A 26,882-nucleotide genomic window follows, 5' to 3' on the forward strand; every position below is an offset into this window, starting at 1 on the left:
AGTCGCGACTGGATCCCTCATGGCTGCCTCCTCAGAAACCCTTTCTTCCTCCGACGCCCCTCGCGAGACCAATGGCGAACGCAAGAAGGTTGTCGGCCGTATCGCATTGGGCGCCCTGCTGCTTGGCGCCGCCTATGGCGCATGGGCATTGTACGGCTACCAGACCGAAGGCCGGTACATGCAGGAAACCAATGACGCCTACGTGAAAGCCGATGGCGTGACGGTCAGTTCGAAACTCGCAGGCTATGTCCGTGAAGTTGCGGTGGCCGATAACCAGCAGATCGCAGCAGGCGCATTGCTGCTGCAGATCGATCCGACCGATTTTTCCACACGGCTTGCTCAGGCCAGCGCGCAGGTTGACGTCGCGCGGGCCACCGAAGCCGCCACGCTGGCCGCGATTGACGAGGCGCGATCCGCCGTGGCGCAGGCCCGCGCCTCGCTTCAGGCAAGCCAGCGCGATCTGGCCTATCTGAATGGTGAAGTGGCGCGCTTCCGGCCGCTGGTGGCAAGCGGCGCGGAACCCCGCCAGATGCTCGACCAGTTGATCGCCAATCGCGACAAGGCCGCCGCTGACGTCAATGCCAAGCAGGCTATGGTCGAAGCCGCGAGCGACCGGGTGGTGAGCGCCCGTGCGCAAGCCGGCCAGTCTGCCGCGCAGATCAAGGCTGCACAGACCCAGCGCGATGCCGCCAACAATGACCTTGGCACGACCCGCATCATTGCGCCCGCCGCGGGCCGTGTCGGCAATTCGACCGTGCGTGTCGGCCAGTTCGTGCAGCCAGGCCAGCGCCTGATGACGATTGTTCCGACCCAGGCGCTTTATGTAGAGGCCAATTTCAAGGAAACCCAGATCGGACTGATGCGTCCGGGCCAGCCCGTGACTATCAGTGTCGATGCCCTGCCCGACGTGGATTTTCACGGCACGGTCGAAAGCATCACGCCGGGCACCGGCGCGAACTTTTCTCTGATCCCGCCCCAGAATGCCACCGGCAACTTCACCAAGATCGTCCAGCGTGTACCCGTACGCATCCGTCTCAACGCAGGGCCTGAATCGCGCAAGGTGCTCGTTCCCGGCCTTTCGCTGACGGTCGAAGTGGATACGCGGTCGGCCAAGTCTGCGGTCGATGCCATCCGCAAGGAACAGGAACAGGTGACGAAGTGAGCGCCGCCATCACTATCGATGACGGCGACCGAGAGACGATTCCTCCACCCGCCGTCCCGCAAAAGGCCGACCTGACGGCTTGGCTGGGGGTTGCCGCCGGAGCGATCGGTTCGCTCATGGCGACGCTCGACATCTCCATCGTGAATTCATCGCTGCCAACAATTCAGGGCGAGATCGGCGCGTCTGCCAGCGAAGGCACCTGGATCGCGACGTCATACCTTGTCGCCGAAATCATCATCATCCCTTTGACCGGCTGGCTTGAGCGCGTTTTCGGGCTGCGCCGCTTTCTCCTGATGGCGGCGATACTGTTTACGGCGTTTTCGATCGCCTGCGGTCTTTCGACATCGCTGACGATGATGATCCTGGGGCGCGTTGGCCAAGGCTTTACCGGCGGCGCCATGATCCCCACCGCTTTGACAATCATCGCCATGCGCCTCCCGCCATCGCAGCAACCCATCGGTACGGCGCTGTTCGGGGCGACAGTCATCATGGGACCGGTCATGGGACCGCTCATCGGTGGCTGGCTGACGGAAAACTTCAGCTGGCACTATGCCTTCTTCGTCAATGTGCCTATCGGGATTCTGCTGGTCATCCTGCTGCTCGTCGGCATTCCGAAGGGCAAGATGAAGCTCGATGAACTGGTCAACGCCGATTGGCTTGGCGTGGTGGGCATGGTGCTGGGGCTTGGTGCGCTTACCGTCGTGCTGGAAGAAGGCCACCGCGAACAGTGGTTCGAATCGACAGTCATCTGGCAGTTGACCGGCGTCAGCCTCCTGGGCTTCATCATGATCGGCGTCGGGCAGGTTTATGCAAAGCGCCCGGTCGTCAAGCTTGCCTTGTTGCGCAACCGCGCCTTTGCGGCGGTCTTCGGGCTTTCGCTCATCCTCGGCGGGGTGATGTTCGGGACAGCCTATGTGATCCCGCAGTTTTTGGCGAGCGTTGCCGATTACAACGCGATGCAGGCAGGCAGGATCGTATTCCTTTCCGGCGTGCCCGCCTTGATGATGATGCCGTTCTTCCCCCTCCTGGTGTCGCGTGTCGATCTGCGCCTGATCGTGGGCACCGGCATGGTGTTTCTGGCGCTTTCATGCTATCTTGACGTAACGCTGACTGCTCAATCGCGCGGGGGCGACTTTGTCGTTACCCAATTGCTGCGCGGCCTTGGCCAGGTTTTCTGCATGATGTTCCTCAATCAGGCAGCAATCAGTTCCGTCGCCCCCGAAGACGCGGGCGATGGTGCGGGTCTGTTCAATGCCGGGCGCAACCTTGGCGGTTCAATCGGGCTGGCATTGCTTGCGACATTGCAGGATGAGCGATGGGAGTTCCATCGCTGGACGATCCACAGCACCTTGTTTTCCAACGACATCAGAATGCAGGACTGGTTGGGCCAACAAGTGATGACCTATGGCGGAGGGCCGGACGGACTGGCCGCGACGATACGTTCGCTTGACGCAATGGTCATGCGCGATGCGCTCGTGATGGCTTTCAACGATGATTTCATGGCTCTGACGATCGTGATCCTGATCGTGTCTCCGCTGGTCCTGTTTCTGCGCCCGCTTCCCAAGGGCTATCATGCGAAGGCTGCGCACTGATGACTACAAATCGCCCAATCCGATCCGCTGCCGCTGCGGCGCTGCTGGCCACGCTGCTATCGGCCTGTACCACGGTCGGTCCCGACTATACCGGAGCGCCGGTGGTTGCCCCGGCTGCCGCCGAACGGGCGGGCTTCGTCCGCGCGCCCGATGCCCTGACCGAGGCGCCGGCCGTGCGCTGGTGGGAAAGCCTGGGCGATCCGGTGTTGAACCAGCTGGTGGCCGATGGTCTGGCGGGTTCACCTTCCCTGGCTGCTGCAAACGCCCGCGTGGCACAATCACGCGCATCGTTGGCGGCCAGCAAGACTGCTGTCCTGCCATCGATCAACACATCGTTTGCAGCACCATACATCAATGTGCCCGGCAACCTCGTTGGCGATGGTGGCGGGCGTGATGAAATCAATGCGTACAACCTAGGCTTCGACTCAGCCTGGGAAATCGACCTGTTCGGCGGCACCCGGCGCAAGATCGAAGCTGCGGGCGCACGAGCGGAAGCCGAAGCGGCCACCGCCGCGGATGCGCGGGTCACTTTGTCTGCGGAAATTGCGCGTGCCTACGTCGGGCTTCGGGCACGCCAGTCGATACAGGCCATGCAACAACGGCAGCTTGAAATCGATCGTGCATTGACCGGACTTGCGCGCAATCGCTTTGCAGCAGGCAGTGCGCCGGCACAGCCGGTCAACACGGCCGAGGCACAAACTTTTGCGACCGAAGCGGATCTGGTCAGGACCGGCGCGGAAATTGCGATACTGATGGATCAGATCGCGGTGCTGACCGGCAAGGAGCCGGGATCGCTCGATGCCTTGCTCACGGCGCCAGCACCGGTCCCGCTGCCGCCTGCACAGGTTGCAGTGGGCAATCCTGCACTGATGCTGCGCAGCCGCCCTGATGTTCGCGCAGCAGAGCGCCAGCTGGCCGCTGCCAATGCGGACATCGGTGTGCAGGTTGCGGCAAAGTTCCCCAAGATCAGCTTCCTGGGCATACTCGGCCTTGGTGGCCAGAATATCGGCGACGTGATCGATCCCGGCAACATCGTCGGCATTGCGCTGCCCCAGATCCGGTGGTCGCTGTTCGACGGCGGTCGGGCAGAACGACAGGTGGAAGTGGCGAGGAGCGCGGCAGCGGAAGCTGAAGCCCGCTATCGGCAGTCCGTGCTTGGCGCGCTGCAGGACGCCGAAGGATCGCTGGCGCGGTTCGGCGCGCATCGGTTGGCGTTCGCGCGCACGCTGGATGCGGAACAACGCGCGAAGGCAACTGTCCGATTGCAGGACCAGCGCCTTTCAGCAGGGACCGTCAGCCAGACCGACGTACTGAACGCCGAACGGCAGGCACTCCAGCTTTCGATGGCTGCGGCCAGCGCACGGGCCGAAGTGACGACTGCATTCGTTGCCGTGGAAAAGGCTCTGGGGTTGGGATGGCAGGCCGACGAGGCTGAAAAATGAGCCAGATTCGTCCATTTTATACTATATTGACTCCGCATGTGACTGAGGCAATCTATTCCCATGAAACGCCACAAAGGCGAGGAAGTGGGAAAGATGCGCTGGATTTCAGATGCAAGCCGCCGGTTCTGGCAGGCTTATTGCCAAGGTCTCGAAATGTCATGCCCGGTGCAGCGCCTCGATCAATGGCAGGCCTGCGCCCGCGACGGCAGGCAGGATTCTGCACGTGATATCGCACGAGCCATCGGAGCAACCCAGCGCACAGTGCACTGATATCGACGAAGGTTCGGGCGACTTCAGGCCGACTGCTCGGCGCGGACGTCCTTCACTGGAAGAAGCCCAGCGCCTGCCAGCCCGCATACTCGAAGCGGGATGGGAAGTTCTTGCCGAACAGGGGTTCGAAAAATTCACATTCGACCGGATCGCGCGCCATGCCCGGATCGGGAAGGTAACGATCTACAATCGGTTTCCCGGCAAGCCTGAATTCCTTGCGGCACTGCTGAAATACAAGGTCGAGCAGCGCCGGATGTCGATCATTGCAATCGGCGATACGCTCCCCTTGGTCGAGCGCTTCTGCCAGCGTGCAGCAGCAGTCGTCAAAACCCTGCTTTCCCCCGACGGTGTTTTGATGGAACGTCTGGTGGACTGGTGCGACCAGGAATTCAGCAACGATGATTTCAATTATCGCCTCGCTATGTATCAGGACGCACTCGTGCATATTCAGAACGATCTGCATCGGGCAGTTTCGGAAGAAGGTATCGTGATCCGCGATCCCGGTCTGGCGGCGCGGTTCTGGGTGGAAGGGCTGCTGGGCCATGTCCGCTTTGTCGGCAGTCTCAGTCCTTACGATCGTGACGAGACAGAGCGCTGGGCGCGCAATTATTCCGAATTCTTCTTTGCCGCATTGTGTGGCTGGGGTGCATCCATCCGCAGCGCATCGGCCGCAAACTGACGAAAGCGCACCAGCCGCTCCTCTTCCGTATCGTCGCCATAAATTGCACGTGCGCCGGTTTGATGATCGGGCAGTCCGCGTGGCGGAATATCCAGCGCTGCGGCGGTGACAAAGCGAATGCGCCAGGCAAGTTCGGTGGGATCAGCATCAGGCAGGCACACCTCGAACGCGGCCTGCACTTGGGCTACACCATCGGCAAATACGGCCCATATCCGCGCGTTCATATCCTTTCCAGAACGCGAAAACACTTCATCCAGCACCACGATTGCGCGAAACACCGGATTCATTGCGGCTTTCGCCCATAATGGCTTGACCAGCGCATCGACCGCGCCGGCAAAATCGCCGGATCGCAGGGTTCCGAGCAGCGCCATGCGCGCGTCGGCCAGTTGTGTCGCATTGCGCAGGGCGAGTTCGCCGAGCAGGCCATCCGTATCGCCGAAATGATATCGTACCAGCGCCGAATTGACGCCGGCTTCTTCGGCGATCCTGCGCACAGTGAGCATGCGGACGCCTTCGCGCACTACCAGCCGTTCGGCACCGGCAAGCAGTCGGTCGGGGGTGGTAAGGGTATCGTGCAAGGTTGCCATGACGAGCGTCATACCAGTGTCGACGAAAGGTGGGTATCCCTCTCGCATCGCCGCGCACAACGCCTATGTTGGGCGCATTACTTCAAGGAGACCTTTTCCATGTCCAGCAGCCCGTGGGCGCATCACCGCAGCGCCAGCATTGCCGACGATATCGATTTCGAGATCAAGGGGCAGGAACTGCAGTTCCTGGAAATTGAACTGGATCCGGGCGAAAGCGCGGTGGCAGAGGCCGGAGCGCTGGTGTGGAAGGACGCCTCGATCGGCATGACCACCGTGTTCGGCGATGGAAGCGGCGATAATGGCGGCGGTTTCATGGGCAAGCTGCTGGGCGCAGGCAAGCGGCTGGTCACGGGGGAAAGCCTGTTCACCACGGTCTTCACCCATAACGGAAGTGGCAAGGCGCGCGTCGCATTTGCCTCCCCCACGCCCGGTGCGATCCTGCCGATCAAGCTGACCGATGTGGGCGGTACGCTGATCTGCCAGAAGGACAGCTTCCTTGCTGCCGCCAAGGGCGTTTCCATCGGTGTTGCGTTTCAGCGCCGCGTGATGACCGGGCTGTTCGGCGGCGAAGGCTTCATCATGCAGAAGCTTGATGGCGATGGCTGGGTGTTCGTACAGATGGGCGGCACCGTGGTTGAACGGGAACTGCGCGCGGGCGAGGAATTGCACGTGGATACAGGCTGCCTTGCCGCCTACACGTCTTCGGTGGACTTCGATCTGGTGACGGCGGGCGGTGTGCGCTCAGTGCTGTTTGGCGGCGAAGGTCTGTTCTTCGCGCGGCTGCGCGGACCGGGCAAGGTCTGGATACAGTCCCTGCCCTTCTCTCGTCTTGCCGGACGCATGCTGGCTGCGGCCGGATCGCGTGGCGGCCAGAACCGTGGCGAAGGCTCGGTGCTGGGCGGACTGGGTGACTTCATCGGCGGAAACAACTGACAAAAAAGGGGCCGGTGGTGTGCACCACCGGCCCTTGAGGACCGCATGCGCTGCGGGGTGGAGCGATCAGAAGGCCTTGCGCAGGGTGAAACCCCATGTGCGGGGATCGCCGGGCAAGCCTGCAATCAGGCCGGTGTTGCCCGGACCGACGAAAAGCTGCTCGAAGTAGTTTTCGTCAAACGCATTGCGGACCCAGCCATAGATGTCGAAGCCATCGTCTGTGCGGAAGCCGACCCGGACGTTGGACAACGAATAGCCATCCACCCAAGTATAGACAGAAGGTGACGGATTGGACGAGAAGTTCGAGCGGTAGCTGCCATCGTAACCGAGGTAGACATGCCCTTCCTGCGCGAACAATTCGACCGGCGCGTTGGCTTCAAGGCCCCATGACACCGACCATTCGGACACGCCGGGCAGCCGCTGGCCGGAGATGTCGCAATTGGCAGGGCTGAGCGCGCCCGGTGTTCCGGCAGCACCCGGAACCTGCGATCCGCTGGCGACGGTGCCGCCCGAAAGTTCGGGCGGGCAAGGCGCATCGGTGAACTTGCGATACGTGGCATCGGTATAGGCACCGTTGACATAGGCATTGAAGCGTTCCGAGGGGCGGATCGAGAAATCGGCTTCGACGCCCTGCGATCGCACCGCGCCGGCATTGGCGAGATAACCGCGCAGCACACCGAACTGGCCATTGTTGACGTTGGCCTGATAGTCCTTGATGTCCGTTCGAAAGATCGAGAGGTTGAGAATCGCGCCAAGATCGCGAAACTCGGTCTTGATACCCGCTTCGTAATGACGGACGGATTCCGGCTTGACCGTGGCAGAGGCCAGGATGGGGTTGTTGGCGGCGTCGGTAGGTACGCCGTTCTGATTGATGCCGCCCGATTTGAAGGTCTTGGCATATGTCGCGTAGAGCAAAACGCGCTCGGCCACCTTGTAGCTGGCGGTGAAATCGTAGCTGAAGTTCCAGTCGCTGAACTTTGGCGCGATTTCCTGCGGCGTGAAAATGCCCAGTTGCGCTGTCTTGGTGGCGCTGTTCGGGGTGCTAAGCAGGATTTCGGTGCCAGCAGCATTAAATACGCGGCGCTGGTAGAACCCGTCCTTCTTGTCATAGTTGACACGCAGGCCGGGTTGCAAGGTCAGCTCAGGCGTGATCTTCCAGCTGGCCTGCCCGTAAACGGCAACGCTCGTATTCTTGAGATACTGCGTATTGAGCGCAGTCAGTCCGTCAAGCACGTTGGAATTGTACAGCGCGTTGCTGGGCGCAAGGTTCCATCTGGTCGAGGCGCTGCCATGCGCTTCGGTGCCTTGCGTGTCGATGCGCTGGTAGAAGCCGAACGCACCCAGCACGAAATCAAAACGGTCGCCACTGTAATTGTAGCGCAATTCCTGCGTGTACTGATCCTGCTGCGAAGGATTCTGCGATTTGCTGACAATCGGCAATCCGGTGAAATCACGGTCATTCTGCGGCTGCCAGTCCCAGAAGCGCCATGCCGTGACCGATGTCAGTGTGCCCGGCCCGACATCCCACTTCACCTTGATCGAAGCGCCACCGATCTTGTTTCCGGCCTGCAACGGCGAATCCAGATCTGTCACGCGGTCGAACGGATTGGTGCTGGGCACGGCATAGCCCTGCGCTGCTGAAAGCGCGGCAAACTGCCTGTTCAGCGCGCGCTGGGTGGTGGCTGTGCGGACATAAACCGAACCGCAGCACACCGCGTCCTGCTCGCTGTAATCGCCGGCCAACGTGATGCTCAGCGCCTCGCTCGGCTTGAACAGCAATTGCCCGCGCAACCCAAGGTTGTCCTGGCTCTGTATCCACTGGTTGGTCGTCGCATTGTAGATCGTGCCGCGACGGCTGGTCGACGAGACGGCAAGGCGCGCGGCCAGAGTATCGGAGATCGGGCCTGAAACAGCGGCCTTGGCCTGCACGAAATTGAGGTTGCCGACGCTCACTTCGGCCTTGCCTTCAAAATCGAAGGTCGGCTGGTTGGTGGTGATATTGATCGCGCCGGCGGTGGTGTTCTTGCCATAGAGTGTGCCCTGCGGACCGCGCAGGACTTCGATCTGCTTCACGTCGAGGAAATCGAACGTGGCCGAGGCGACGCGGGCATTGTAGACATCGTCGATATAGATGCCGACGCCCTGTTCGATCCCGTCGTTGGTCAGGCCAAACGGCACACCAAGGCCGCGAATGTTGACGGCGGTGTTGCGCGGGTTCGAGGAATAGAATTGCAGCGTCGGCGTAAGCTGCTGCAGGCGCCCGACATTGAAACTGCCGGTGCTGTCGATGTGTTCGCCACCGACGACCGAAATGGCCAGTGGTACGTCCTGCGCGGTTTCCGCGCGGCGCCGGGCAGTGACGACGATCGTGCCGCTATCGCTGGCGCCGGTGCCGACAGACGTGGTTTGCGGATCGGCTGGCGCCGTTTCGTTTGCAGGTGTCTCGGCAGCGGAGACGCTTTGCGAGAACAGGGCGAGAGGCGCAGCCCCCGCCGCGAGAAGGACACGGAAGTTCATCGTAGGACCTCATGGGTTTTCCCGAACGATGCCTCCGGTGGTCCGGTCAGCGGTGCGGTTGTTTTTGTGTTGGAGTTGGAGCGTTGAAGTGTGGACGGGTTCGATCAGTTCGGCTTGAGCCGTCGCTTCTCGGTCACGTCGATCTGGACAACCCGCCCTTCATGGACGGTGAGCGAAACATTGCCGTAGCGCAGACCCGTCAGGGCCTCACGCACACTGGCGATGCTCTCTTCAAGATGATTCTCGCTATCTCCGCGAGCGTTCGAAGATTCGGTCATTGCAGCAACGGGTCCTGTGGAGCGGAATGGCGTGTGCAGTCCGGGGACGACGAATCATCCCCGTTGCTGGATAGACCATATACTCAACTGCAATGATAGACATTAAATTTTTTGTTTTGCCCTGACAAGTTGTACCCACCTGATCACCCCAGTCGGCACACTTGCATGAGCGATGTTACGGATTTCCGCGAAGCTTATCGAGCGAACTACACGGGATGTTGGCGGATGTAGGCTGGTCGGCGGAGGTTTGTCGCGAAACGCCGCCTATTCCGTTCGAGAGATACGTCCGATGCCCGTGAGGTACAATTCCATGCGAACGGTTGTGCGTTTCCGTTTTCCGCAACGCAGGCATTCAGGTGACGGGCAAAGCCGTAAGCGATCCCTTAATCGTCTTGCCATTCCCGCATCGATGGTCCGCTTGATCAGGAAGAAGCGACCAATCGCAACCTTGGCTGCAACCGGGTGGCCCATTCGTCAGCCTCGCCGGCCGTATCGATCCCGGTCTTCAGACAATCCACAGCCATGGCCAGATGGAGCGCTGCCATGGCATGCCCATGATCATCGAGGTCCTGAAGTGCTTCGGTCAAGGTGTCGTAAACTTGATCGAGCGTTCTTGCTGATGCTTGCATGACGACGGCCTCATTTTGGGGGTCCGGGTTGGACAATCTAGCCGCCGGTGGCAGCCGGTTGCGTTAGCGATGCGTTTGTTCGTAACGACAGCCATCCCAACCCAAAGCAGAATTTGCACCGCTTAAGATCAATCCTGAGCGCTGCCCTGCGTGTGCATTAAGCATTTTCAGGCAAAATACTTACAGACCTGATAGTTAGATGCCGCGCCTGTGCCGCATTGCAACATGGCGCGTTTTCCCCAGCAGTACGAAAACTGGTTTCATTTCGGTTAGACACCCGCGATCCCCGAAGATCGCCAATTTGTCCCGATTAGCGAGCCGCATTCGCAATCATCAGCAAAAACGTTACGATTCGGTCACAAAATGTGAATTACGTCACCGGTGCAGGCTTGCCGAGGCATCTTTTGGCCACCGCAGGACGCGGAATGATTGGCGCGTTAATGTTCCAATCCCGAACAGTATTTCATGCCGTTGGGTGCGATGCGAAAGATTACCCGACATGAAATCCCCGGTTACCCTCCCGCTCGTCCATGAAAGGAGCGTCAGCGAGGCTGGTAGAAGTCCCGGAAGGTCGCCGGCGCGCCGCATTCACGGATCGCCGTTTCGACGTGGCGCTTGCGTTCCGTGACAAGCGACGCGGAGGTCAGCGCGAACTTTCGTTCATGGGCCACTTCGCTGGCGGTAAATGGCCGGGTCCCCGGCAGCACGCTTTGGCCGCCGATGCCGAATATCATGAAATTGAGCATATCCGCCAGTTGCTGGTTATCGCTCAACCGGCTCTTGGCGATGTTGGGAAGGCGCAGCAGATAGGCGCGCGTTGCAGGTGTGCACATCATGTAGCCCACGCGCCCGCGCAGTTCAGGAAGCTTCGCCGGGGCGGAAATGCCCTGCACCCCATGGCAACCGGCGCAATGTTCGACGTAATCGGCGCGCGCCAGTTCCGGGTCGGAAATCGCCGCAAGACCGTTCGCGACGGTGGTGGCGCGCGGATCGTCCCTGGCCGCCAGTCCCGGCCCGATCAATGCCGCACACGCCGCGGCAAATGCTGCAAGGCCGATCCGGCGCACGCCCCTTTCCCTTATGCCGCGCCGATCATGATCGCGGTGGAGCAATGGTATTCCATGCTGCTTGTCCCGAAGCACCAGATCACGTTGTTGTTGAGCTGCGGCAGATAGACCTGCGTTTCGCGGTCGGTGTTGTCGCATCCGCATTGACCGCAAGCAGGCTTTCCGCAGCAATCGCGATACGCGATCATATAGGCCTTGCCGTCATCGGGATTGATGCACGACCCGACCCACGAAACCGGCGAGGGTTCTGCCCCGGCGGGGCATGTGTGGATGCCGCCGCCGCAGCAGGTGCATAATGCGCCATCGATCGCGCAATAACGCCAGTAATCGCACTTCGTATCGTCCTTGGTCTGGGCGTTGCGCGCAAACGCCGTCTTGGCCTCAGGCGTACGGTCGGGCTTGGCGGCCTCGGCGCGGCTCACTGGCAGAACAGGAAAGACCGGTGCGGCAACCAGTGCGATGCCAATGCGCGAGATGATGCTCCGGCGCGATGTGCGGCCCGCGAACCGGCGCAGCAGCTTTTCGCCAATCGCGTCGGGATTGAAAGTCTTCATGCAAATGCCCCCTATTCACGATTTTCCGGCGCTCAGGCGGCCTGTACCTTGAGCTGCGAAATGTAGTCCTGCACCGTTGCGATGCCCATTTCATGGGCGATCACCAGGCTTTCGAGATGTTCACGGCTGTTGACGAGCCCCTTCGAAAGGATCGTTCCTTCGCTATCGAGCAAAACCGCATAAGGCAGCTTGCCCACTTCATAAGCCTGGCCAACTTCCGGGCCATTGATGAAACGATAGGCTTCCAGCCCGTGCTGCGCGATCATTGTGCGCTGCACTGACGCATCGTCATCGCCGACGAATGTCAGTTCAAGACGTTCGTCATGGGCGAACGAGCGCGCGGCGGGGATAAGGCCCTTGCACAACGGGCATGTGGCAGAGACGAACATCAGCAGGCGCAGCGGCACGGTTTTGGACGGGCCGCCCACGATCACGTCCTTGCCTTCCAGGGTGTGTGCCGGAACCGCGGGTGCCTTGTCCCCAACCGCCGGCCCCCCGCTGGTGGTTAGCGCGCCGGCAGGTGCTACGCGCATGTGGAGCACACCCACCTGCCGTGCGAGCGCGAGCAGCATCACCACAAGCCCAAGAATGACCAGCCATGAGATCACCTGACTGACGATAAGAGCGGTGATCATCGGGAATTCCTTTCCATGGCGGCGAGCGGACCAGTGGCCAGCGCCGCAAGCGCGTTTACGAGGTGCGTGAGGAGATAGAGTGCTACCCCTCCGGCCAGCGCGATGAGCCATCCGGCAGAAGCGAAAGCGGGCATCGCCGCCAGCGCGGGAACGAGCAGCACGGCAAGCGCAACGTTGCGCAGCACGAGCGTCCGGCTCAATGGCTGGCGCAGTTCGGAGCGCCCGCAACCGCAATCGATATGCGCCCGGCCGCGTCCGATGTTGATCGCCATGGCGGCAGCGAATGCGAGCAGTAGCGCTATGGCCGGAACGGCAGCGCTGCGAAATCCGGCGAGAAGGCCTGATCCGACAGCCAGTTCCACGAAAGGCAGGGCCATCGCAACCGGACCGACCATTCTGTCAGGCAACAGCCGGTAATTGGCAACGACACCGGGAAACATGCGACGGCTGCGCAGCTTGGCTGCGCCTGCCGTCAGGAATACCAGTCCCACACCGATTGCCGCCGCCCCGCCGCCGATGGCAAGCGCCGATGCGCCGAGCGTGCTCACATCGGCTCCACGACGGTGATGTGGCCGCCGCCGGCGTTTTCGATGGTGTGCTTGATCTCGCCGGTCTTCGCATCGATCATCCGGCCATTGTTCATGCGATCGGTGACCATGATCATCGCGGCATCGTCCTGCGTGATTTCGATATTGTTCACAGGATCCTTCAGCGGGATGCGCCTGGTAACCTTCTTCGTTGCCAGATCGACCGCCCAGATTTCTTCGGCGCCTTCCTTGTGCGTCCAGTATTCCCCCTTGTGCATCAGCACATAAAGCGTCGAACTGGGACGGTGGAGCGCCATGACCTGCGATCCGCCGGGGAACCACGCGATGTCGAGCGGTGCGGTATCGGCAGCGCGCAATCCGGCCGCCTGCTGAATCGAAAACGGTTCGCTGACAGTGGGTTTCGCACCGATCACAGCAACCCGGATCAGCCCGGCATAGCTGAGCAACACAGCCTGCTTCTTTTTGCGATCATACGTGAAATTCGCAAAGATCGGGTCGGCGGCAGCATCGAAGAAGGGTTCGGTCCGGGTGATGTCCTGCGTCCCACCCTTTACCGTAACGGTAGCCAGCGTTCCATCGGCGCAGAGCGACGAAAAGCCGACTCCGGGATTAGGAATGATGTTCGCGCAGCCGGGCAGTTCGATAGCGCGGACGAACTTGCGCTTGACCAGATCGATCACATTGACCGACGAAGCCGGATCGAAATTGTAGTCGTAAGCGGTTTTACCGTCATCGGTGACGACGAAATTGGTCTTCAGCCCGCCTATGATCAGGCGACCGGGCGTGGGAATTTCCGTCAGCAGCTTGAGCGTTCTGGCATCATAGACCGCAACCAGATCCTGCCGGGTTCCGCGATTGCCCTTGGTCCAGATCGTTTCGGCAACGTAATAGGCCTTGCCTGCCGGATCGATCGCCATATCGGAATCGCGCCCCGTGGCGACCATCCCGACCATCTTGCCGGTGGCGGAATCGAAGATGCTCGATCCTGCCGATCCCCAGCCCCCTCGCACAAAGAACCAGCCGGTGTTTGGCGGCTCCATCGTATTGACCGTGGCCTCCTCAGCCTCTGGCACCACCGTTTCCGCGTGTGCCGGAACGGCGAGCGATCCTGCGACCACGCCTGCGAAAAGCAATCCCGCCAACCTGCTGCTAACCAGCGTCATCATGGCCCCCTAGCTTGAATGTCCGAAGTTTTGACGTACGTCCAGATTCGGTCAAGTTCCTTTTCGCAATTGCGAACACTAAAAGCGTCAAGAGATCGCCGCCCAAACAACCCGCCCCGGACTCAAGGGCAATCGGCAAGCCCGGCAATCTCTCGCGACGTGATCGTTCTTGCAAGATGAACCAGCGAATGGGCGGCAATCGCGGTAAATGCCCCCAACTGGTGCGACCACGGCTTTTCGTAGCCGCAAAACGGTGTCGCGCCTTCCATCGATGCGCTGATGAATAGCGCGACAAGGCGCACTTCCTGCTCGCTCAAGGCCGGGTTGAGTTCAGCGACATATTCCGCGATGGTATCGTGTACGCTTTGATAGAACACCCGCACCCGGTCGGCTACGAACTCGTTGTGGTTCGCCAGCGCCCAGAGTTCAGTGAACAGCCGCGTCGTGCGCTTTCCGCCGATGTCATCAAGGCACAGCACGATGATCAGGCGCAGCCTTTCGGCGGCATCGAGACCGGGTTGTCTGACGGTGCGTTCAAGCACTTTCTTGTAACTGTTGATAATCTCGTCCAGCAGGGTCTGGATCAGCAGTTCCTTTTTCGGGAAATGATAGCTGACATTGCCGACTTTCATTCCGCATTCAGACGCAATGCGGCGGATGGTGAAAGCCCCTGCCCCTTCGTCGATCAGGACGCGCAAGGCAGCCTTGATGATCGCGTCGACCGTTTCGGCGCCGCGCACGTAAGTTCCCGGTCGCGGAGCGGAGGGCAGTTCGGTATCACGATGATCGAGGCGGGCAGTAGCCATTACTTGCGCATAACACCAGAATTTGGCCCGCGCCAACCGCAATGACTATCGGTTGGCTGATAAGGGCAACTAAGGTTTCACAAGCCATTCAACAAGGTGCTTGACCCGGCACGTCGCACTCTCCAGTTTCGCCAACGGCCAGTGCCGGTACTGCCCATGCGGCAGCCCGCTGCACCGGCGATCTTCCGGGCATACCAGGGATATTCGTTGATGAGCGTTACTTTGACCGTAAACGGCACCAAACGCGTGGTCGATGCCGAAGCGGACAAGCCGCTGCTGTGGGTTCTGCGCGAAGACCTTGACATGCCGGGCACCAAATTCGGTTGCGGCGCGGGGCTATGCGGGGCCTGCACGGTCCATCTCGATGGGGATGCCGTGCGATCGTGCCAGACGCCGATTGCCGATGCGGCGGGCAAGGCGATCACCACGATCGAAGGGGTGGCCACCAATGCTGTCGGCAAACGCGTGACCGAAGCATGGCAGGCGCTTGACGTGCCGCAGTGCGGATATTGCCAGGCCGGACAGATCATGTCGGCCACAGCATTGCTCAAGCAGAATCCAAAGCCGACGGCGGACGATATCGACGGTTGGATGAGCGGCAACATCTGTCGCTGTGCCACATACTTGCGTATCCGCGCGGCGATCAGGCAGGCGGCAGGCCTGCCCCCGGAGATGGCAAACTCAGGCGCTTCGGATGGGGAGAAACCGGCATGACCAAGGCTCCCGCGCTCGACCGCCGCTCGTTCATGGTCGCCTCGCTTGCTGGTGGCGCGGTGCTGACGCTGGACGCCACGATAGTCATCGCGGCCGGTCCAACCGCCCCCGCATCGTCCAACACGCTCAACGCATTCGTGCGGATCAATCCCGACAATACAGTGACCATCGGGGCGAAGAACCCGGAAATCGGCCAGGGCGTGAAGGTAATGCTGCCGATGCTCATTGCCGAGGAACTCGATCTGGCATGGGAGCAGGTCAGGATCGAGCAGACCGACGCGAATGAGAAAATCTATGGTGTGCAGTCAGCGGGGGGCAGCACTTCCACGCCGCGCAACTGGCTGCCCATGCGGCAAGCAGGGGCGGCGGCGCGCGCCATGCTGGTGGCTGCTGCGGCAAAGACGTGGGGCGTCGATGCAGCAACCCTTTCCACCGCACGGGGCGCTGTATTGCACAAGGCCAGCGGAAAAAGCCTGACGTATGCTTCGCTCGCCAAAGGCGCAGCGGAACAAACGCCGCCCGACCTGGCAAAAGTGCCGCTCAAGGATGCTTCGGCATTCACGATCATCGGAAAATCCAAGCCCGGTGTGGACGTGCCCGGTATCGTCAAGGGCGCGCCCTTGTTCGGCATCGATACGCGCCTGCCGGGCATGGTTCACGCAGCCGTGGTCAAATGTCCGGCGCATGGCGGAACCATCGCATCGATCGACGATGCTGCGGTGAAGGCCATTCCCGGCGTGATCGCGGTGATCCCGGTCAACAGCGGCTATGTGGCAGACGGCAAGACCGACACGGTGCTGATCGTGGCGGACAGCTGGTGGAAAGCCAGCAAGGCGCGCGAAAAGCTGGTGGTCAAGTGGGACGATGTTGCGGTCAGCGGCTTTTCGAGTGTCGGATATGAAAGGGACGCCGCAGCACTTGTGGGCGCGGTGCCGCAGATCAGCCTGTTCAAGGCGGGCGATGCCGATGGTGCGCTGGCCAGTTCATCCAGGGTCGTGAAGGCGGATTATGAATACCCGTTCCTTGCCCACGCCACGCTTGAACCACAGAATTGCACGGCCCTGTTCAAGGACGGCAAGCTGGAGATCTGGGCGCCGAGCCAGGCACCGGCAGGAGGCCGCGCGGAAACGGCGCGGCTATGCGGGTTGACGCCGGATGACCTGACGATCCACCTGACGCGGATCGGCGGCGGGTTTGGCAGGCGGTTGCTGAACGATTACATGGTCATTGCCGGGCAGGTGGCAAAAGCACTGCCCGGCAAGCCGGTAAAAGTGCTCTATGATCGCACCGATGATTTTCGCCATGATTTCTACCGCCCCGCAGGCTGGCATCGATTCAGTGCCGGAATTGATGAGACCGGGGCGATCGTTGCGTTCAAGGATCACTTCGTAAGCTTCGGCAAGGACGGCAAGGGACTGCGCGCAGCGGAAATGCAGGCTACGGAATTCCCCGGCCCGGTCGTGCCCAACGTCGATCTTGGCGTCAGCTACATGGCGACCAACCTTGCCACCGGCTGGCTGCGCGCGCCGACTTCCAATGCGATGGCGTTCGTGTTCCAGAGCTTTCTTGACGAAGTGGCCGAAGCCGCAGGGCTGGACCTGCCCGAACTGATGCGCCGCACACTGGGTGCCCCGCGCGAAATTCCGGGCGGTCGCGTGGCGCTCAACACTGGCCGCGCCCGTGGCGTAATCGATGCCGTGTGCAAGGCGGCGGGCTGGACAGGTCGCCAGAAGGGGCGCGGCTTCGGCTTCTATTTTTCTCACCTGGGCTATTTCGCCGAAGTGGTCGATGTAACCCTTTCCGAAGGCACGGTGAGGGTGGACAAGGTGTGGGTGGCAGGCGATGTCGGATCGCACATCATCAACCCCCTGAACGCCATGAATCAGGTGCAGGGATCGGTGATCGAAGGCCTGGGCCAAGCCATGCTCGGCCAGAAGATCGTGCAGGAAAACGGTAAGGTCACTGCCGAGAACTTTGGCGATTTCGCCCTGATGCGGATCGATGGGGTGCCGGGTGAGATTGCGGTGGAGTTCGTCAAGACCGAATTCCCGCCCACCGGACTCGGCGAGCCGGCACTGCCCCCGGTAATCCCGGCCCTCGCCAACGCGATCTATTCGGTCACCGGAAAACGGCATCGCCGCCTTCCGCTGGAGCTGATATAGCGCAGTTCCAATGATAGCGACCACGCCCCTCGACATCCTGCGCTTCATCGTGGATCGCCATGCCGAAGCCATCGATACGGTACTTGTCACGCTGATCGGCATTGAAGGCGCTTCGTCCCGCGCCATTGGCGCACAGATGGCGGTTGCGGCCGACGGGCGCAGGATCGGATCATTTTCCGGCGGCTGCGTGGAAGATGCCGTGGCTGCCGAAGCGCTTGAAGCGCTCGACGACGGCTGGGGCCGCGTGGTGCGCTATGGTATCGGTTCTGCCTATATCGACATCCGCCTGCCCTGTGGCGGCGGCATCGACCTGCTGTTCACGCCGCGTCCCGATGCGGCAACCATGATCTCGGCGCTTGGGCAACTGGATCAGCGGCGCGCTACAGGCCTTGCCCTGGGCTGCGACAGCGTTGCACTCCTGCCTGACGCTGTGTCCCGTTCCTGGGACGGAAACAGTCTCCATCATGCCTATCAGCCCGCGTTGCGCATCGTCGCGCTGGGACAGGGCGAGGACCTCACCGCATTTGCCCGCCTTGGCGCGGCATTCGGCGCGCAAGTGCAGGCCCTGACGCCGGACCTTCCAACGCGGGACCTGCTGGGTGACGAGGGCATCGAGGCTACGTTTCTGCCCACACGCAACACCCTGCCCATCGCCCATGGCGATCCCTGGACCGCCATCGTGTTCCTGTTCCATGGGCGCGACTGGGAGGAATTCCTGCTTCCGCAAGCCCTTGCCCTGCGATCGTTCTACATCGGCGCGATAGGGAGCCGAAAGACACATGCCGCGCGGCGGGCGATGCTTTCCCATTCGGGCGTATCCATGGAACAGATCGAGACGCTCCGCGGCCATATCGGGCTGATTCCGGCAACGCGGGACCCGGCGACTTTGGCAGTTTCGATCCTGGGCGAGATTGTTGCGGATTATAATGCTCTGGCGCTCTGGTCGCACTGGATGGGGCAGCCGCTCGAAACGACGGCGTCCGCGTGACAGCCCTTGTCCTGCTGGCGGCAGGGCGCGGGGCGCGGTTCGGCGGGGACAAGCTGGGCGCGTTGCTGGCGGGTGTGCCGCTGGCGCACCACGCCGCCGAGCGGCTGGCCGCCCTGCCCTTTACACGACGCCTGGCTATTTGTTCGCCCTCCACGCCCTTTTTGAAGGGATTCGAGCGCGTGATGCTCGATCCACCGGGCGGGCCGCTATCGCGCTCGATTGCCATCGGCATCGCTGCACTTGGCGATCAAACCGCCGCAATGATCGCGCTGGCCGACATGCCGCTTGTTCCACTCGCCCACTTCACGGCGCTTATCGATACGTTCGATGGCAATGTGATCGCATCGAGGGTTGGTGACATCGGGATGCCCCCCGCCGTATTTGGTGCCAGCCACTTTCCCGCGATGCGCTGTCTGACCGGCGATCGCGGCGCAGGCGCGCTGCTGCGCAATGCCCGGTCAATCGCACTCGATCCGGCGTTGGCGCTCGATGTCGATACCGTCGATGATCTTGCCCAGGCAGAGAGCTTTCTGGCTTCAGGCTTCGGGATCGGCCAGCAGACCCGCTGACACGGTTCAATCCAGCGGAATGCCATTCGCCAGAAAGAATTCCATGACATCTGCCAGCGCGGTTTCGTGGGCATGCCACCGGCCAATCGATCGCGGGCGAGATGGCTGTCGCGCCCCGGATACCACCTTCGTTTCGCGGTCGCATATATCATGGCAGGCAGGGTCCCACGGCAATCCGCAATGGGCCAGCATACGCCGGGTCTGCACTTCCTGATCGATAACGAGATGTTCAAAGCTGATCTCATGGATCCGGCCCGGAAAACGCTGCCGCCAGAAGGCCATCAACCGCTGAAACATCAGCACGTAACGCGCCGCATCAAGCAGATCGTGCGACCAGGGATAATCCGTCGATCCGGCGGCGAAAGGCGTACGAAAATTGCTCCACACGCTGTCCATCGCGCCGCGTCGCAAGCAGACGATGCTGGCGTTGGGCAGCGCTTCGACGATCCAGCCAATGTAAAGGAAATTGGCGGCAAACCTGTCAACCGGCCGCAGGCCTTGCGCCTTCGATTGCTGTCGCATGTGGGTGATGTACAATTCGCCCAAGGCCTGGGCTGAACGCCCTGCAAGACCGGCGATAGTCTGAGTATCCAGTACCGGACGGGCCATGTCGCCCGTTATCTGACGGACCGCTGCGGGCATCGCCGGAAGATCGCCAGCCGACCATAACTGGCTGTGTGCGGAAAGGAGGCGATGAACGAGGGAAATCCCCGTGCGCGGCAGCCCGACCACGAACACCGGAGCCTCGGTAATTGTGCTGTCCGGCAGCAGCGGCAAGTCGCGGGCGAAGGTTCGCCTCAGCGCCTCGAACAATGCTTCGTCAGCCTTGCCGTCGTAAGGAAAACGAGCGCGACAGAGTGCATTGGCCCGGACAAACTGCGCAAAAGCCTCGGCATGGTCGCCTGAATCCTCCAGAGCGGTGGCGGCAGAGAACGCGGCTTCGGTGCCTTCGGCCGGAGAGCGCTCTATGGCCGGTGACAATGCTGTACCGCTCATCGCAGATCGCGTTGCAAGAGCAATGCCGTGGCAGAAAGTTTGCAATGCGCCAGTCTTGGCTGCACGTTGGTTCACCCTGAAAACGCAAAGGCGCGTTTCTTATTGTTGATGCCGCAAATGTAGCGCGACCTTGCTGCATCGTGCCTACGCCAAATGACGCATCCCCAGATGTCGATGCCAATCCCGGAGCGCATGGAACGGAACGCCCCGCGCCCGGCGGTGTTGTGTGCACGAAGGAGATCGACCATGCCCGCAAAGTCCGCAGCCCAGCAGAAAGCCGCCGGTGCCGCTCTGTCAGCGAAAAGGGGCGATACAGCCATGTCCGATCTGGCGGAGCCATCCAGGAAAATGGCGCAATCGATGACCGAAACGGAATTGGAGGAACTGGCCTCTACCAAACGCAAAAAGCTTCCTGAGCACAAGAACTAGGCGCACACTGTGGAACAGGTTTTCACAATGATCGCCAACCGTGTGTCGGCGATGGCAGGGCGTCCTGCGACTTTCATAATCGCCATGGCTATTGTCATAGGCTGGGGCATCAGCGGGCCTGTTTTCCAGTGGAGCGATACCTGGCAACTGGTGATCAACACCGGCACAACCATTGTAACCTTCCTGATGGTCTTCCTGATCCAGAACAGTCAGAACCGCGATGCTGCGGCCATGCAGGCCAAACTGGATGAACTTCTGCGCGCGGTGGACAAGGCCCGTGAAGGGTTTGTCGGGATCGAACACCTGACTGACGAGCAGATCGAAAAGTTGCGCAGCGCACTGGAACAGGAAGTCAGCGGGATGAAAAACAAGCAGGCAACAGCCGATGACACCGTCGAAAACCTGCTAAAGCGCACCTGACGGGCTTGCGGAAGAAACGGTGATGCAGAGAATCGAAACAGACAGCCTCGGCGAAGTCCGTGTGCCTGGCGATGCCTACTGGGGTGCGCAAACCCAGCGCAGCATTGAAAATTTCCCGTTCGGCGCGACGGAAACGATGCCGGTCGGCATCATCCGCGCGCTGGCGCTGATCAAGCAGGCCGCCGCCCGCGTCAATCGCCGCCACGGGCTGGACACGCAATTGGCGGACGCCATCGAGCAGGCGGCAGCCGAAGTGGTGGAGAGCAAGCTGGACAGCCAGTTTCCGCTGGTGATCTGGCAAACCGGTAGCGGTACGCAGTCCAACATGAACGCGAACGAGGTTATCGCCGGCCGCGCCAACGAAATCCTGACCGGAACGCGCGGCGGCAAGGTGCCGGTTCATCCCAACGATCACGTCAATCAAGGGCAGTCGTCAAACGACACCTTCCCCACGGCGCTGCATATTGCGGCAGTGGAAGCGCTGAACCGCGACCTCTTGCCCGCACTGGGGCGCCTGCGTGGGGCCTTGAGCGGTGCGGCGCTCGCGTGGAGCGGCATAATCAAGATCGGGCGTACTCATCTGCAGGATGCAACGCCGCTGACGCTGGGACAGGAATTTTCCGCCTATGCCCAGCAATTGACGGACACCACCGACCGGTTGAGGCAGGCGGAGGTCCACCTGTTGCGGCTGGCGCAAGGCGGCACGGCAGTTGGCACCGGGCTGAATGCGCCGGAAGGCTTTGCCAATGACGTCGCTGCCGAACTGGCCGCGCTGACGGGGCGTCCCTATATTACAGCGCCGAACAAGTTCGAGGCGCTGGCATCCAACGATGCGCTTGTCCAGTTCTCGGCCACGCTGGCAACGCTGGCGGTGACGCTGACCAAGATTGCGAACGACATCCGCCTGCTCAGTTCGGGTCCACGATCCGGTCTGGGCGAACTGGAACTGCCCGCCAATGAACCGGGCAGTTCTATCATGCCCGGCAAGGTCAACCCGACGCAGGCCGAAATGCTCACGATGGTCGGCGCGCAAGTGATCGGCAATCATCAGGCAGTCACCATCGGCGGCATGCAGGGGCATCTGCAACTCAACGTGTTCAAGCCCATGATCGGGGCTGCCGTGTTGCGTTCGGTCCATCTGCTTTCGGTGGGCATGATGAGTTTTGCCACACGCTGCGTCGAAGGCATCGAACCCGACCGCCGCCGTATTGCCGATCTGCTCGAACGATCGCTGATGCTGGTAACCGCGCTTGCCCCCCACATCGGCTATGATGCTGCGGCGAAAATCGCCAAACAGGCGCACGAACAGGATTTGTCCTTGCGGGAGGCGGCGCTTGCTTCGGGGCTGGTGGACGAGGCCATGTTCGACCGGATCGTGCGCCCGCAGGATATGGTATGAGGCGGCGCTACCGGACCGGATAACCGCGCATCTGCTTGATCCGTCGCAGCGAGAAACTGGACCGCATCGAGGAAACACCGGGAAGCCGGGCGAGGCAATCGCGGTGGATGGCATCGAAATGCGCAAGATCGGCTGCGGCCACGCGCAAAATGTAGTCCGCGCTGCCCGACATCAGATGACATTCGAGAATATCGTCAAGGTCAGCGACAACCTGCTCGAAGCGGTCCATTGCTTCCCTGCTGTGACTGTTGAGTGTTATCTCGACGAACACCTCTATCGTGAGGCCCAGTTTGCGGGGATCGAGGCGCGCGCCGTACCCTGCTATGATCCCCACTTGCTCCAGCGCCTTGATCCGCCGATGACACGCTGAAGGCGACAACGCGACCTTTTCGGCAAGCTCGGCAATTGAAAGAGCCGAATCGGCCTGCAACGCTTCCAGTACAGCGGTATCTGCACGATCCATGAAATATTTTCCCGAATAATTCGCCTATTCCGAATAATATCACCACGCCAACGAACTGCCTAGCCAACAATAGGCAATTTCTGCCGGGAACGATGGGATATGCTGGCGTTAACATGCTAACCCGCCAATCCGAGGAACAGTACCATGCGCGTAGGCACCGTCCGTGAGATCAAGAACCACGAATATCGCGTCGGGCTGACCCCGGAGAGCGCGCGCGAACTCGTCGCCCATGGCCACGAGGTATGGGTTGAAGCCGGTGCGGGCAACGGCATCGGTGCCAGCGATGGAGATTATGAAACGGCAGGTGCCACAATCCAGCCCGACGCACGAAGCGTGTTTGATGGCTGCGAAATGATCGTGAAAGTCAAGGAGCCGCAGGCGGGGGAGCGCGCGATGCTGCGCAAGGGCCAGATCCTTTACACCTACCTGCATCTCGCGCCTGACCCGGAGCAGACTGCTGACCTTGTGAAGTCGGGCGTGACCGCCATTGCGTATGAAACCGTAACCGGCGCGGGCAACGCCCTCCCCCTGCTCAAGCCAATGAGCCAGGTGGCAGGGCGAATGGCAATCCAGGCCGGTGCAACCGCGCTTGAGAAAGCGCACGGCGGCCGCGGCGTGCTGCTGGGCGGCGTTGCGGGCGTGTTGCCGGGCAAGGTCGTGGTCATCGGTGGGGGCGTGGTCGGCATCAATGCTGCACAGATGGCGGTCGGCCTCGGTGCGGACGTGACCATCCTCGATCGCGATCCTGACGTGCTCGAACGGCTCGACAATCACTTCGAGGGGCGCGCCCGCACCCTCTATTCCGGCAAGGCCGCGCTTGCCGCGCTGGTCGCCGATGCAGACCTGGTGATCGGGGCGGTATTGATCCCCGGCGCCGCAGCACCGAAGCTGGTAACGCGCGACATGCTGAAGACAATGAAACCCGGCGCCGTGCTGGTAGACGTTGCCATCGATCAGGGCGGGTGCTTCGAAACCAGCCACGCCACCACGCATGCCGATCCCACTTATATCGTCGATGGCGTGGTGCATTATTGCGTGGCCAACATGCCCGGCGCGGTCGCGCGGACCAGCACATATGCGCTGAACAACGTCACGCTGCCCCACGCCCTGCGCATCGCCGACATGGGCTGGAAGGAGGCGTTGCGTACAGACAGCAATCTTGCAGCGGGCCTTAACGTGCACGAAGGCAAGCTGACCTACGCCGCTGTCGCGCGCGAACTGGGTTACGCTTATACACCAGTGGCGGACGTGCTCGGCTGAGAGCAATTCAATTGCGGTGCAGCAATTTCCACATCACGGATCGGTCGCGGATGATTTCGGCCGCGGCGTTGTGTCCCGGCGCTCCTGTCACGCCGCCGCCGGGATGCGTACCCGATCCGCACATGTACAGGCCGCTGATGGGCGAGCGGTAATCGCCGTGGCCCAGCACCGGACGCGCTGCCCACAATTGATCAACACCCATGGCCCCATGGAAGATGTCACCCCCGATCAATCCGAACTTGCGCTCAAGGTCGAGCGGGGAATGTATCTGCCGGGCAATCACGCTGTTTTTGAAATTGGGCGCATGGGCGGTGACCGTATCGATGATCAGGTCGGCCACCTCCTCGCGCGCATCGTCCCATGATCTGCCGTCGGGCAATTGCGGCGCAAATTGCTGGCAGAACAGGCTGGCGACATGGTACCCCGGAGGCGCAAGGCTGTCATCCACCGTGGATGGAATCTTGATCTCCACGATCGGCTGCTTCGACCACCCATGCTGCTGTGCATCGCTGAATGCCTGATCCATGTAGTCCATGCCCGGCGCGATGATGATGCCGGCGGTGTGATGCTCGGCCAGGGCCTTGCCGGGCAGAACCGTGAAATCCGGCAGTTCGGACAGCGCCACATTCATGCGGAACGTGCCCGATCCGGTCTTGTAGCCCTTGATCCGGCGGTTGAAGTCATCGTCAAGATCGCTGGAATCGACCAGTTGCCGGTAGAGCAGCGCGGGGCCGACATTGGCGGCAACGATCGGCGCGTAAAGTTCTTCGCCGCCTTCCAGCTTCACGCCTTCGGCCTTGCTGTTGTTCACCAGCACTCTGGCCACCGGCGCTTCCAGCGTGATTTCAACGCCCGCATCCTCGCACGCCCGCGCCATGGCCTGCGTGATCGCACCCATGCCGCCCACGGCATGGCCCCATGCACCCAGCTTGCCGTTCACTTCACCGAACACATGATGCAGCAAAACGTACGCGCTGCCGGGGGTGGATACGCCCGCATAATTGCCGACCACCGCATCGAAGGCAAAAGCGGATTTGACATGATCGTCCTCGAACCAGCCATTGAGGAAATCGCGGGCGGACTTCGTGAAGATGTCCAGCAGATCGCGCTGTGTCGAAATATCCATGCGCGATAGCGGCCAACCCTGCTGCGCGGCGGCGAACAGCGAGCGCAAGCCGCCACCGGCGTTCGGCGGGCACTGCAACGCGATATCGCGCAACACGTTCGCGACCTTTTCAAGCGCCGCATCATATTTCGGGTATGTCCCGGCATCGGCTCTGGAGAACCGCGCGAACTCGGCCTCGGTGCGGCCCGGCCCACCACCAAGCTTCAGATAGGTATCTGGAAACGGGAAGAAGTTGCTGATCGTCCGCTCGATCACGCGATAGCCGTAGTCATGCAGCTTCATGTCCGCGATAACCTTGGGACGTAGCAGGCTGACGGTGTAGCTCGCGGTCGAATTGCGGAAACCGGGGTGGAATTCCTCGGTCACCGCCGCCCCGCCGACAACATGGCGGCGTTCCAGCACACGCACTTTCATCCCAGCCTTTGCAAGGTAGAAAGCGCAAGTCAGGCCGTTGTGTCCCCCACCGATGATCAATGCATCGTAACGGTTGGTCATGCAACTCGGCTCCTTTGCCCAAAGGGTGGCCGCATGTCCCCGGACTGGCAACTGCCTTTATCGCGCAGCCCCCAAGCAAAAGCCCCGGCCACTTGCGCGACCGGGGCTTTTCAACATGAGCAAAGTTGTTGTAAAATCAGCGCTTTACTTTGGTTGCATCGAAGGTTCCAAGCCCAGGCTTGAAGCTCTTTTCGTCAAGGAACTGGCGCGTTGCTTCCTTGCGCGCTTCAACGCCTCCGAAGCTGTGCAGCGCTTCCTGGGTGCGGATAAGGTAATCCTCGGCATTGTCGTAAGTCATTTCGGCAACGCGGCGAACCGCCCACTTCGTCGCGCGCAACGCGTGGCCGTCCTTCTTGCACAGCGCCTGCGCGATTTCGAGCACACGCGCCTTGAGCTTGTCGGCGGGGACCGCTTCGGTCACCAAACCTTGCTGCTCGGCCTGCTTGCCGCTGAGATTTTCGCCCATCATCGCATGGTAGACCGCCTTGCGCAGCGGCATCAGGTCTGCCGCCACCTTGGAAGCGCCACCGCCGGGCAGAATGCCCCAGTTGATCTCGGAAAGTCCGAACTGGGCATCTTCGGCCGCGACAGCAATGTCGCAAGCGAACAAAGGACCATAGCCGCCGCCAAAGCACCAACCGTTGATCATCGCGATGGTCGGCTTTTCGTACCAGCGCAGGCGTTCCCACCACGAATAGGCTTCGCGCTGCGCCTTGCGGATCGCCCACTGGCCTTCGGCCTCGGTTTCGCGGAAATACTCCCGAAGGTCCATGCCCGCTGACCATGCATCGCCTTCACCCGTCAGCACCAGAACCTTCACGTCTTCGCGAAATTCAAGGTCGGTGATGACCTTGCCCATCTGGCGGTTGAGCTTGGGACTCATGCAATTGCGCTTTTCCGGGCGGTTGAACTTAACCCAGGCGATGCCGTCTTCCACGACGAAGGCAACGGTATCTTCTTCCGCGCGCTCGATTTTCTGTTCAGTCATGGTGTGTCCTC

Annotated in this window: 27 protein-coding genes; 13 read left to right on the top strand and 14 right to left on the bottom strand. The window is 61.2% G+C overall.

The genetic code is table 11. The features are described 5' to 3' along the window. Positions 1-19 precede the first annotated feature (19 nt). From LUA85_RS09545 to LUA85_RS09560, 4 genes are all read left to right on the top strand, one after another. A complete protein-coding gene (locus LUA85_RS09545; protein WP_231469089.1) occupies positions 20-1,162 on the top strand; it encodes an HlyD family secretion protein in 1,143 nt (380 codons plus the stop codon). Next, the gene (locus tag LUA85_RS09550; protein ID WP_231469091.1) at positions 1,159-2,754 is read left to right on the top strand and encodes an MDR family MFS transporter; all 1,596 of its coding nucleotides are present in this window, start codon (positions 1,159-1,161) and stop codon (positions 2,752-2,754) included. The genes LUA85_RS09545 and LUA85_RS09550 overlap by 4 nt, the downstream gene beginning before the upstream one ends. Next, positions 2,754-4,196 (top strand): efflux transporter outer membrane subunit, encoded by a 1,443-nt coding sequence (locus LUA85_RS09555; protein ID WP_231469093.1) that lies wholly within the window; start codon positions 2,754-2,756, stop codon positions 4,194-4,196. Before LUA85_RS09550 ends, LUA85_RS09555 begins: the two co-directional genes overlap by 1 nt. A 223-nt stretch (positions 4,197-4,419) precedes the next feature. After that, positions 4,420-5,145 (top strand): TetR/AcrR family transcriptional regulator, encoded by a 726-nt coding sequence (locus LUA85_RS09560; protein ID WP_231469095.1) that lies wholly within the window; start codon positions 4,420-4,422, stop codon positions 5,143-5,145. Here the strand turns inward: LUA85_RS09560 and LUA85_RS09565 are convergent. Next, on the bottom strand, positions 5,073-5,732 hold the full coding sequence (locus tag LUA85_RS09565) for a TetR/AcrR family transcriptional regulator (protein ID WP_231469097.1): 660 nt from the start codon (positions 5,730-5,732) through the stop codon (positions 5,073-5,075). The two genes, LUA85_RS09560 and LUA85_RS09565, sit on opposite strands and share 73 nt — an antisense overlap. Before the next feature lie 99 nt (positions 5,733-5,831). Here LUA85_RS09565 and LUA85_RS09570 point away from each other — a divergent pair, with 99 nt between their 5' ends. Beyond that, positions 5,832-6,665 (top strand): TIGR00266 family protein, encoded by an 834-nt coding sequence (locus LUA85_RS09570; protein ID WP_231469099.1) that lies wholly within the window; start codon positions 5,832-5,834, stop codon positions 6,663-6,665. A 66-nt stretch (positions 6,666-6,731) separates the two neighbouring features. Here the strand turns inward: LUA85_RS09570 and LUA85_RS09575 are convergent, their stop codons facing one another. From LUA85_RS09575 to LUA85_RS09615, 9 genes are all read right to left on the bottom strand, one after another. Beyond that, positions 6,732-9,182 (bottom strand): TonB-dependent receptor, encoded by a 2,451-nt coding sequence (locus LUA85_RS09575; RefSeq protein WP_231469101.1) that lies wholly within the window; start codon positions 9,180-9,182, stop codon positions 6,732-6,734. A gap of 104 nt (positions 9,183-9,286) precedes the next feature. Further along, positions 9,287-9,460: a YezD family protein gene (locus LUA85_RS09580; RefSeq protein WP_231469103.1), complete on the bottom strand. Its 174-nt coding sequence runs from the start codon at positions 9,458-9,460 to the stop codon at positions 9,287-9,289. 422 nt (positions 9,461-9,882) lie between these two features. Further along, positions 9,883-10,089, bottom strand: coding sequence for a hypothetical protein (locus LUA85_RS09585; RefSeq protein ID WP_231469105.1), 207 nt, complete (start codon positions 10,087-10,089; stop codon positions 9,883-9,885). Positions 10,090-10,631: 542 nt separating this feature from the next. After that, positions 10,632-11,156: a cytochrome C gene (locus LUA85_RS09590; RefSeq protein ID WP_231469107.1), complete on the bottom strand. Its 525-nt coding sequence runs from the start codon at positions 11,154-11,156 to the stop codon at positions 10,632-10,634. A gap of 11 nt (positions 11,157-11,167) precedes the next feature. Further along, positions 11,168-11,710, bottom strand: a complete 543-nt coding sequence (locus tag LUA85_RS09595; protein ID WP_231469109.1) for a methylamine dehydrogenase light chain — start codon at positions 11,708-11,710, stop codon at positions 11,168-11,170. Positions 11,711-11,742: 32 nt separating this feature from the next. Beyond that, entirely contained in the window at positions 11,743-12,345 is a 603-nt protein-coding gene (locus LUA85_RS09600; RefSeq protein WP_231469110.1) for a methylamine utilization protein MauD, read from the bottom strand. Beyond that, positions 12,342-12,893 carry a MauE/DoxX family redox-associated membrane protein gene (locus tag LUA85_RS09605; protein ID WP_231469111.1) on the bottom strand — a complete coding sequence of 184 codons (552 nt, stop codon included), beginning with the start codon at positions 12,891-12,893 and terminating at the stop codon, positions 12,342-12,344. Before LUA85_RS09605 ends, LUA85_RS09600 begins: the two co-directional genes overlap by 4 nt. Beyond that, complete coding sequence (locus LUA85_RS09610; protein WP_231469113.1) at positions 12,890-14,059, bottom strand: amine dehydrogenase large subunit; 1,170 nt, start codon at positions 14,057-14,059, stop codon at positions 12,890-12,892. Before LUA85_RS09610 ends, LUA85_RS09605 begins: the two co-directional genes overlap by 4 nt. 119 nt (positions 14,060-14,178) lie before the next feature. Continuing rightward, entirely contained in the window at positions 14,179-14,862 is a 684-nt protein-coding gene (locus tag LUA85_RS09615) for a TetR/AcrR family transcriptional regulator (protein ID WP_371823669.1), read from the bottom strand. A 210-nt stretch (positions 14,863-15,072) separates the two neighbouring features. On the opposite strand from LUA85_RS09615, the gene LUA85_RS09620 reads away from it, so the two are divergent. The 4 genes from LUA85_RS09620 to LUA85_RS09635 are packed head-to-tail and all read left to right on the top strand — an operon-like array spanning position 15,073 to position 19,295. Next, positions 15,073-15,576 (top strand): (2Fe-2S)-binding protein, encoded by a 504-nt coding sequence (locus LUA85_RS09620; protein WP_231469115.1) that lies wholly within the window; start codon positions 15,073-15,075, stop codon positions 15,574-15,576. Beyond that, positions 15,573-17,738 (top strand): molybdopterin cofactor-binding domain-containing protein, encoded by a 2,166-nt coding sequence (locus tag LUA85_RS09625; protein WP_231469117.1) that lies wholly within the window; start codon positions 15,573-15,575, stop codon positions 17,736-17,738. Before LUA85_RS09620 ends, LUA85_RS09625 begins: the two co-directional genes overlap by 4 nt. 10 nt (positions 17,739-17,748) lie before the next feature. Beyond that, positions 17,749-18,726, top strand: a complete 978-nt coding sequence (locus LUA85_RS09630) for an XdhC family protein (protein WP_231469119.1) — start codon at positions 17,749-17,751, stop codon at positions 18,724-18,726. After that, the gene (locus LUA85_RS09635; protein WP_231469121.1) at positions 18,723-19,295 is read left to right on the top strand and encodes an NTP transferase domain-containing protein; all 573 of its coding nucleotides are present in this window, start codon (positions 18,723-18,725) and stop codon (positions 19,293-19,295) included. Before LUA85_RS09630 ends, LUA85_RS09635 begins: the two co-directional genes overlap by 4 nt. Positions 19,296-19,301: 6 nt before the next feature. Here LUA85_RS09635 and LUA85_RS09640 read toward each other — a convergent pair whose 3' ends face one another. Then, positions 19,302-20,291: a sulfotransferase gene (locus LUA85_RS09640; RefSeq protein WP_231469123.1), complete on the bottom strand. Its 990-nt coding sequence runs from the start codon at positions 20,289-20,291 to the stop codon at positions 19,302-19,304. 246 nt (positions 20,292-20,537) lie between these two features. Here LUA85_RS09640 and LUA85_RS09645 point away from each other — a divergent pair, with 246 nt between their 5' ends. Genes LUA85_RS09645 through fumC form a run of 3 tightly spaced genes read left to right on the top strand, consistent with a single transcriptional unit; the run spans position 20,538 to position 22,539 of the window. Then, positions 20,538-20,720, top strand: a complete 183-nt coding sequence (locus tag LUA85_RS09645; protein WP_231469126.1) for a DUF3008 family protein — start codon at positions 20,538-20,540, stop codon at positions 20,718-20,720. Positions 20,721-20,729: 9 nt separating this feature from the next. Then, positions 20,730-21,140, top strand: a complete 411-nt coding sequence (locus LUA85_RS09650) for a low affinity iron permease family protein (protein ID WP_231469127.1) — start codon at positions 20,730-20,732, stop codon at positions 21,138-21,140. A gap of 22 nt (positions 21,141-21,162) precedes the next feature. Continuing rightward, positions 21,163-22,539 carry a class II fumarate hydratase gene (gene fumC, locus LUA85_RS09655; protein WP_231469129.1) on the top strand — a complete coding sequence of 459 codons (1,377 nt, stop codon included), beginning with the start codon at positions 21,163-21,165 and terminating at the stop codon, positions 22,537-22,539. A 7-nt stretch (positions 22,540-22,546) separates the two neighbouring features. On the opposite strand, the gene LUA85_RS09660 is transcribed toward fumC, so the two are convergent. Continuing rightward, a complete protein-coding gene (locus LUA85_RS09660; RefSeq protein WP_231469131.1) occupies positions 22,547-23,002 on the bottom strand; it encodes an Lrp/AsnC family transcriptional regulator in 456 nt (151 codons plus the stop codon). Between the two features lie 144 nt (positions 23,003-23,146). Here LUA85_RS09660 and ald point away from each other — a divergent pair, with 144 nt between their 5' ends. Next, positions 23,147-24,262, top strand: a complete 1,116-nt coding sequence (gene ald / locus LUA85_RS09665; RefSeq protein WP_231469133.1) for an alanine dehydrogenase — start codon at positions 23,147-23,149, stop codon at positions 24,260-24,262. Between the two features lie 7 nt (positions 24,263-24,269). Here ald and LUA85_RS09670 read toward each other — a convergent pair whose 3' ends face one another. Both LUA85_RS09670 and LUA85_RS09675 read right to left on the bottom strand, forming a co-directional pair. Continuing rightward, complete coding sequence (locus tag LUA85_RS09670; RefSeq protein ID WP_231469134.1) at positions 24,270-25,883, bottom strand: NAD(P)/FAD-dependent oxidoreductase; 1,614 nt, start codon at positions 25,881-25,883, stop codon at positions 24,270-24,272. A 136-nt stretch (positions 25,884-26,019) separates the two neighbouring features. Then, on the bottom strand, positions 26,020-26,871 hold the full coding sequence (locus LUA85_RS09675) for a p-hydroxycinnamoyl CoA hydratase/lyase (RefSeq protein WP_231469136.1): 852 nt from the start codon (positions 26,869-26,871) through the stop codon (positions 26,020-26,022). Positions 26,872-26,882: the final 11 nt, after the last annotated feature.

Origin of the sequence: Novosphingobium sp. CECT 9465, from assembly GCF_920987055.1 — a bacterium.
In the GTDB taxonomy this organism is placed as follows: domain Bacteria; phylum Pseudomonadota; class Alphaproteobacteria; order Sphingomonadales; family Sphingomonadaceae; genus Novosphingobium.

Excerpts from the sequence above, each read along its gene's own strand:
- LUA85_RS09545 (WP_231469089.1), top strand. The coding sequence starts at position 20 with ATGGCTGCCTCCTCAGAAACCCTTTCTTCCTCCGACGCCCCTCGCGAG.
- LUA85_RS09555 (WP_231469093.1), top strand. The coding sequence starts at position 2,754 with ATGACTACAAATCGCCCAATCCGATCCGCTGCCGCTGCGGCGCTGCTG.
- LUA85_RS09565 (WP_231469097.1), bottom strand. The coding sequence starts at position 5,732 with ATGGCAACCTTGCACGATACCCTTACCACCCCCGACCGACTGCTTGCC.
- LUA85_RS09570 (WP_231469099.1), top strand. The coding sequence starts at position 5,832 with ATGTCCAGCAGCCCGTGGGCGCATCACCGCAGCGCCAGCATTGCCGAC.
- LUA85_RS09575 (WP_231469101.1), bottom strand. The coding sequence starts at position 9,182 with ATGAACTTCCGTGTCCTTCTCGCGGCGGGGGCTGCGCCTCTCGCCCTG.
- LUA85_RS09580 (WP_231469103.1), bottom strand. The coding sequence starts at position 9,460 with ATGACCGAATCTTCGAACGCTCGCGGAGATAGCGAGAATCATCTTGAA.
- LUA85_RS09585 (WP_231469105.1), bottom strand. The coding sequence starts at position 10,089 with ATGCAAGCATCAGCAAGAACGCTCGATCAAGTTTACGACACCTTGACC.
- LUA85_RS09595 (WP_231469109.1), bottom strand. The coding sequence starts at position 11,710 with ATGAAGACTTTCAATCCCGACGCGATTGGCGAAAAGCTGCTGCGCCGG.
- LUA85_RS09600 (WP_231469110.1), bottom strand. The coding sequence starts at position 12,345 with ATGATCACCGCTCTTATCGTCAGTCAGGTGATCTCATGGCTGGTCATT.
- LUA85_RS09610 (WP_231469113.1), bottom strand. The coding sequence starts at position 14,059 with ATGATGACGCTGGTTAGCAGCAGGTTGGCGGGATTGCTTTTCGCAGGC.
- LUA85_RS09615 (WP_371823669.1), bottom strand. The coding sequence starts at position 14,862 with ATGGCTACTGCCCGCCTCGATCATCGTGATACCGAACTGCCCTCCGCT.
- LUA85_RS09620 (WP_231469115.1), top strand. The coding sequence starts at position 15,073 with ATGAGCGTTACTTTGACCGTAAACGGCACCAAACGCGTGGTCGATGCC.
- LUA85_RS09625 (WP_231469117.1), top strand. The coding sequence starts at position 15,573 with ATGACCAAGGCTCCCGCGCTCGACCGCCGCTCGTTCATGGTCGCCTCG.
- LUA85_RS09630 (WP_231469119.1), top strand. The coding sequence starts at position 17,749 with ATGATAGCGACCACGCCCCTCGACATCCTGCGCTTCATCGTGGATCGC.
- LUA85_RS09640 (WP_231469123.1), bottom strand. The coding sequence starts at position 20,291 with ATGAGCGGTACAGCATTGTCACCGGCCATAGAGCGCTCTCCGGCCGAA.
- LUA85_RS09645 (WP_231469126.1), top strand. The coding sequence starts at position 20,538 with ATGCCCGCAAAGTCCGCAGCCCAGCAGAAAGCCGCCGGTGCCGCTCTG.
- fumC (WP_231469129.1), top strand. The coding sequence starts at position 21,163 with ATGCAGAGAATCGAAACAGACAGCCTCGGCGAAGTCCGTGTGCCTGGC.
- LUA85_RS09660 (WP_231469131.1), bottom strand. The coding sequence starts at position 23,002 with ATGGATCGTGCAGATACCGCTGTACTGGAAGCGTTGCAGGCCGATTCG.
- ald (WP_231469133.1), top strand. The coding sequence starts at position 23,147 with ATGCGCGTAGGCACCGTCCGTGAGATCAAGAACCACGAATATCGCGTC.
- LUA85_RS09670 (WP_231469134.1), bottom strand. The coding sequence starts at position 25,883 with ATGACCAACCGTTACGATGCATTGATCATCGGTGGGGGACACAACGGC.
- LUA85_RS09675 (WP_231469136.1), bottom strand. The coding sequence starts at position 26,871 with ATGACTGAACAGAAAATCGAGCGCGCGGAAGAAGATACCGTTGCCTTC.